At 55.5% G+C, this 7,349-nt stretch carries 2 protein-coding genes; both read left to right on the top strand.

Features of this window, described 5'->3' with window-relative positions; translation table 11 throughout:
* The first annotated feature begins 349 nt into the window (after positions 1–349).
* Complete coding sequence (locus tag ACP7D4_RS27155) at positions 350–4,369, top strand: RHS repeat domain-containing protein (protein ID WP_426212473.1); 4,020 nt, start codon at positions 350–352, stop codon at positions 4,367–4,369.
* On the top strand, positions 4,366–7,349 hold a 2,984-nt coding region (locus ACP7D4_RS27150; protein ID WP_426212472.1), incomplete at its 3' end, for an RHS repeat-associated core domain-containing protein. The genes ACP7D4_RS27155 and ACP7D4_RS27150, both read left to right, overlap by 4 nt.

The raw sequence follows: 7,349 nt of genomic DNA, 5'->3' as shown, positions 1-7,349 counted from the left end.
GCAGGGATAGTAAAAATCCATGCTGGGCGCCGCGATTTTAAGGTGATGTCAAGTGTTATTGTGAAAAAATCGATAATAATTTACTGAAGTGCACGCCCATCGCTAACTTGGGTGGATTGCGTTCACCACCCGTCGCATCTCCCCAGGCAGGCGTCACTGAAATAGCTTACAAGTAGCGACACGGCGCGTGGTTTTGGTTAGTGTTGAAAAAAATAGTGAAATTGCTAACATATTTTTGAGGCTGAGAAGGCGTCCGCTGACAATTAATAAAAATATAAGTTTTTGATGGCATGCAGCGATCATTCTAGGTAGTATTCTGGCAACTCGTAGTTTTATGTCACTGTTTCCTATGAAAGCTCCCATGCCAACTTGCAGTCAGCCTTTTTGCGGCAATTCCAAATACGTTACGCCAAGCGCAACATTGCCGTCCAGAATGCTCTTCCTCACGTTGATGCTTGCGTGTTTTACAGCCGCCGCCGAGGTACCGTACAGTGAACAGATCAAGCAGATTCAGGCGCCGGATGCGATCGCCAGGATCGGCGCCGATCTTTTTGGCGAAACGGTCAATCTCTATACGGGTTCGGTGGAGTTTCGCCAAGTTGATGTGAGTTTGAAGGGTAATAATGCCTTGCCGGTTGCTGTGGGGCGCCGCGTCGGCACCGGGTCCAGTGCACCAGCGGCGACAGACCGCCCCTTTGGCCAGTGGGACCTGGATATTCCGCACGTGCATGGTGTTTTTTCGGCGCGGAAAGGCTGGACAAGCGAGGGTGCGGCGAGCAATCGTTGCACCACGTTCGGAAGCCCGGAAGGCACGTCGGGCACGAGTAATGCGTCCTTTTGGGACGGCGATGAGTTTTGGGCCGGCAATTTTCTCTATGTTCCTGGCTCCGGTGAGCAGCAGATGCTGCTCAGGGACGGCGCCAACAACCGCTCGCCAAGTTGGCCGGCCGCGCCGACCCTTTATCCCGTCGTTACCCGCGACTTTTGGTCCTTTTCCTGCCTTCCTTCACTGAAGAACGCTTCAACAATCAAGAAGCGAACAGGGGAGGGGTTCCTGGCGATTTCACCAGACGGCACGAAATACCAGTTTGACTGGATGGTCGAGTACCAGGTTCCCAATCTGATCAAAAGCTTGGATTCTCCCAGCGTAGCGGCATCGCTTCAAATTATCGGTGCAAGCGATGCCGCTGAAACCGAGCAAATCCATGTCCCCACAGTTGATCAAAACGTCGTGGGAGTACTTGCCCGCAACGACGTCTGGATTCTGCCCACCAGGATCACCGACCGGTTCGGCAACTACGTCGACTATGTCTACGATACTGTTGTGCCGGAAAATCTAATGAGCATTACCGCGAGCGATGGACGATCGCTCACGTTGACCTACGTTCCGGGTGCTACCGGGCCGTCGCGCCAAATCCAGACCGTAAGCGAAGTGACGTCTAGCGGCACACGGACCTGGACCTACAACTACATCAAAACGGGCACTTTCGCCAGCGAAATCGAATTGGAAAAGGTGACGCTGCCGGATGCGTCGGTGTTAAATCTGTACGAGGCCAGATCCTTATTCCACCAAGTCCATTTTTCCGCTCCGCCTGGATGCGACGAGACGAGTGGCGGAGGTGGTGGCTTGATCGGCACCATGACCCATCCGTCGGGCGCCACAGGAATATTCACCTTAACCCCCACGCTGCATGGACGTTCCAATGTTGTTCGCGACTGCCGCCTTTCCAGCCCAAGCGGGGCTACCGTAGTCGAGGTGAACATGCGCCCGCGCTATTTCACCACGATGTCCTTGACCAAGAAAGAGATCACCGGGCCCGGACTCGAACCGAGCGCGTGGAGCTACGACTATGGGCCGGCGAACGCAAGCTGGGCGCCGTGCAACAGCCCGTGTGCATCCAACAAGGTTGTGACGGTTACCGATCCTTCAGGCGACAAAACGGTTCATTACTTCGGCAACAGAATTGACGAGACGGAGGGCCAGTTACAGCAGACAGATGTCTATGACGGCGACACGTTGTTGCGTAGCACTTACTTGACATACCAGCCGCCCGGCAACAATCCTTACCCTACCATATTGGGATATCAGACTACGTCAATCGGCGACGCCGACCAGTTGGGCCGACCGGCACCCTTGAAGCGCCGCGTCATTCGCCAACAAGGCGTCGATTTCATCTATGAAGTTAATGAGTTCGATTATTTTGCCCGCGCGAAGGACGTTACCCGGAAAAGCACGCCCGGGGCGACGCGCCGCGAGATCACCACCTTTTCTGATAATCACAACAAGTGGCTGTTAGGACTGGTTGAAAAGGTTTCGGAATACGGCACTGGGGTTGACATGGTCTACAACACGTACAACCCGACAACCAGCAATCTCGAAACTACTTCCAAGTTTGGAAAACTTCAGCAAACTTTTGCCTATAAGACAGACGGGACGATCCTTAGTAGCAAGGACGAGAAAAACCAGCTGACATCGTTTGGTAGCTACGTTCGGGGCATTCCACAGCTCATCACTTTTGCCGACGGAACCAACATCAGCCGAGTCGTCGATTCATTGGGCAATATCCGTTCGAGTACGGACCAGAACCTGCTCATGACCGGCTACCAATACGACGTGATGAACCGGCTGACGGAAATCGCGCCGGCGACGGGTGGAGCCGTTACGTGGAATAAAACGCTGATCGCGTACGCCCTGGTTCAAAGTGCAGAAAACGATTTGGCCGCAGGCCACTGGCGGCAGACCGTTTCAACCGGTAACGGCGTGGAGGTCGTTTTGTTCGACGCATTGATGCGCAGGGTACAAAGCTATAAATATGATCGCAATGATGAAGCTGCAACGTCGCGTTTTTCAAAGACTGTTTTTGACATCAATGGCAATCCCGTTTTCAACGCTTTCCCTGTCCGAAATTTTTCTGCGCTCGGTGGTGGCATTCGCACCGAATACGACGCGCTGGGACGTACGTTGGCTGTGCGAACCGATAGTGAACTGGGTGCCCTGAGTTCGACAAATACCTATGGCGCCAACTTTACGACCACATCATCAAATAACCGAAATCTTTCGACGGCATCGACTTTCCAGACCTTTGACGTGCCAAGCGAAGGCGCAGTGGCGAGTATTTCGGCGCCTGAGGGCGTGACCGTCGAGATAACGCGGGACGTCTTTGGTAAGCCACAGGCCGTCACGCGTAGCGGCGGTGGAAAGTCTGTGACGCGGCGCTACATCTACGACGCGAAGCATCGTTTGTGCAAAACTATGGAGCCCGAAACAGGCTCCACCATACAAGACTACGATCTTGCTAATAATGTCGCGTGGCGCGCCACCGGTCTTGCACTACCTTCCGTAAGTTGTGAACGGGAGTTTGTTCCCCCTATGAAGAGAATCTCATATGGTTACGACGCGTTGAACCGACTGTTGAAGACTAGCTACGGCGACATGAGTCCTGAGATTACCCGTAGCTATTGGCCGGATGGCCTCATCAAGACAAACAATTCGGGCGGGGCCAACTGGACGTACACCTACAACAATCTCCGGTTGAGCGAAACTGAAACGTTAGCGTACGCTACCAACACCTATACGCACACGCGTTCCTACGATGCCAACGCTTCACTCACACAGCTGAAGTATCCCGACAATTCCGCTGTCGCTTACAGCCCTAACGCACTTGGCGAGCCAACCAAGGTCGGTGCTTATGCCACCGGCGTGACGTACTACCCTAATGGCGCCATCAAGGGTTTTACCTACGGCAATGGAATTGTGCACAGCCTTACCCAGAACATGCGCGGCCTGCCTGAACGATCCAGCGATGCAGGCGTACTGAATGATGTCTATGCATTTGACTCGAACGGCAACGTGCAGTCGATCCTCGACGCACAGCAGGGCGTCACCAATCGTACGATGACATACGACGGTCTGGACCGACTGAAGCGGGTCAACGCGCCGGCCGTCTGGGGCGACGCCTTGTATGACTATGATGCACTCGATAACCTGACGAAAAGTAACCTGACCGGCGGCCCCGGCATTGCCCGTACGATGGTGCATCAATTCGATGCAGCGAATCGTTTGACTGGCGTTATCGGCACGGCAGGGTTTGCGTTCAACTTTGGCTACGACAGCCAAGGGAACATTAATCAGCGCGGCGCGCAGGCTTTCACTTTCGACTTGGGCAACAGGATGAAAAGTGCGGCCGGGCGGGCGACTTATCTTTATGACGGTCTGGGTCGAAGGATGAGCGTGGTCGGCACTAACGGGGTCAACCAGGTATCGGTGTACAGCCAATCGGGCCAGTTGTTGTACACGGCACCTACCGGCGGCGCAGGCACCAAATACATTTATTTGCACAGCCATCAGATCGCGGAGGTAAAGCCATGATTACCGCGCCCGTCAACTTCAAACTGGCCACGTTCATGTCGACGCTTGCTTCCAAATTTGCCACTTTCTCCGTCAGGCGTGCCCTGCCGCTTGCCATGTTGATGATCGGCGTCGGATTAAATTCTGCGCACGGGCAGGCAATCAAGGCAGGGGTGCCGAAGAAGGCTGTTGTACCGCCAAAGCCGACGATCGGCTTACCAACAATTCCATCGCTGCAAGTCACGTATTCACCATCGACTACGCTGGTCGCCGGTCAGCCTTACTCGGTCACATGGGTAAGCAGGAATGCAGAGGCGGTGGATTTCTATTGCACCGCATCTGGCACCGGCTATGCCGACAGTCAGACCCTCGGATTGTCCGGCACCATAAATGGGACGGCGAGCGCGGCATGGGTTGGATATCCATCGGACTGCACGTGGGTTGCAGACAACTCGGAGGGAGTTGTTTCCGTCAAGGCGACGTTGACCACGCAGGCTGCACCGTTGCCCCCCCCTGTTCCAGTGGACAACGCGCAGTTCATCTCCCAGGTTCCACCGCCGGCAGTTCTGATCCGGGGCCAGACCTATACCTATTCGGTCACGATGAAGAACACCGGGACCACGACGTGGTCTAGCGCCGGGACGAACCCATATAGATTGGGGAATTCATACGAATATATATGGGGCGTGGGCCGAATCGAACTTGCGTCGTCCGTGCCTCCGGGCGCTTTAGGCACTTTTAATTTGACCGTGACGGTCCCGGTTACCGCGCCCCTCGGGCCAAATCCATTTCAGTGGAAAATGTTGCGCGAAGGTGTGCAATGGTTTGGCGAGGCAACCCCGAACGTAGCAATCACAGTACAAGCACCGCCCCCGGAATTGGTAGACAACGCGCAATTCGTGTCGCAGGTCGCGCCGCCCTCTGTCCTCATACCTGGACAGTCGTACAGTTATTCGATCACGATGAAGAACACCGGGACCACCACGTGGACCAGTGGTGGAAATGCGCCGTATCGGTTGGCAACGGTAAATGAGTTTGCGTGGGGTGGCGCGCGGATAGAACTGGCCGGCCCGGTGCAGCCAGGCGCAGTAGGCACGTTTAACGTGTCGGCAACGGTCCCGCCCACAGAGGCACTTGGAACCAAGACGTTTCAATGGCGAATGGTGCACGAAAATGTGCAATGGTTCGGCGATACGACGCCGGGCTTAGCCGTTACGGTACAAGCGCCTGCATTGGTGGATAACGCTCAGTTCGTTTCGCAGGTGCCGCCGCCATCGGTCCTCATTCCTGGACAGTCGTACAGCTATTCGATAACGATGAAAAACATTGGGACCACCACGTGGACCAGTGGTGGAACTACACCACACCGCCTTGCAGCCGTAAATGGATTAGCATGGGGCAGCGCGGTGATTGAACTGGCTGGCCCGGTGGCGCCTGGCGCAGTAGGCACGTTTAACGTGTCGGCAACGGTCCCACCCGCAGAGGTACTTGGAACCAAGACGTTTCAATGGCGGATGGTGCGCGAAAATGTGCAATGGTTCGGCGATACAACGCCGGGCGTAGCCATTACGGTACAAGCGCCTGCATTGGTGGACAACGCTCAGTTCGTCTCGCAGGTGCCGCCGCCCTCGGTCCTCATTCCTGGACAGTCGTATAGTTATTCGATAACGATGAAGAACATTGGGACCACGACGTGGATCAGTGGTGGAACTACACCACACCGCCTTGCAGCCGTAAATGGATTGGCATGGGGTAGCGCGGTGATTGAACTGGCTGGCCCGGTGCCGCCTGGCGCAGTAGGCACGTTTAACGTGTCGGCAACGGTCCCGCCCGCAGAGGCACTTGGAAGCAAGACATTTCAATGGCGGATGGTGCGCGAAAATGTGCAATGGTTCGGCGATACAACGCCGGGCGTAGCCATTACGGTACAAGCGCCTGCATTGGTGGACAACGCTCAGTTCGTTTCGCAGGTGCCGCCGCCCTCGGTCCTCATTCCTGGCCAGTCGTACAGCTATTCGATAACGATGAAGAACATTGGGACCACGACGTGGACCAGTGGTGGAACTACACCATACCGCCTTGCAGCCGTAAATGGATTGGCATGGGGTAGCGCGGTGATTGAACTGGCTGGCCCGGTGCCGCCTGGCGCAGTAGGCACGTTTAACGTGTCGGCAACGGTCCCACCCGCAGAGGTACTTGGAACCAAGACGTTTCAATGGCGGATGGTGCGCGAAAATTTGCAATGGTTCGGCGATACAACGCCGGGGGTTGCCATCACGGTGCAAGCGCCGCCCGCATTGGTCGACAACGCCCAGTTCGTTTCGCAGGTACCACCACCCTCGGTTTTGACGCAGGGGCAGTCGTACAGCTATTCGGTGACGATGAGAAATGTCGGGACCACAACGTGGACGAGCGGTGGCGCGAACCCCTATCGCTTGGGTAGTGCCAATCTATTGGATAACACTACGTGGGGAACCGCGAGAATTGAACTGGCAAGTACCGTACTGCCTGGCGGGGTTGGCACATTCAACTTTACAGCGACGGTCCCTGCAACGGCCTCTTCTGGATTGGCCAATTTCCAGTGGCGGATGGTACACGAGATGGTACAGTGGTTTGGCGAGAACACGCCGAACGTTGTGATCACGATTCAGCGGCCACAGCTTCCTGGGCGTGTTGAATACATTCATACGGATGGCTTGGGTAGTCCCGTCGCGCGCACTGATCAAAACGGCGGGATCATCAGTAGAACGAGGTACGAGCCGTATGGTTATACGGCGGCGGGTGCAGTGCCGACGATCGGCTTTACCGGCCATGTCAATGATTCCGAGACCGGCCTTGTGTACATGCAGCAGCGGTACTATGATCCGGTAGCGGGCAGATTTTTGAGCATTGATCCGGTGGTGACGGATGGAAATACCGGATCAAGTTTCAATCGGTACGCCTATGCCAATAACAGTCCATACAAATACGTCGATCCTGATGGGCGAAACCCTGCCGCCTT

Source organism: Massilia sp. TWP1-3-3 (assembly GCF_049897805.1).
In the GTDB taxonomy this organism is placed as follows: domain Bacteria; phylum Pseudomonadota; class Gammaproteobacteria; order Burkholderiales; family Burkholderiaceae_D; genus Telluria_A.
This window is presented reverse-complemented; position numbering and strand designations above follow the sequence as displayed.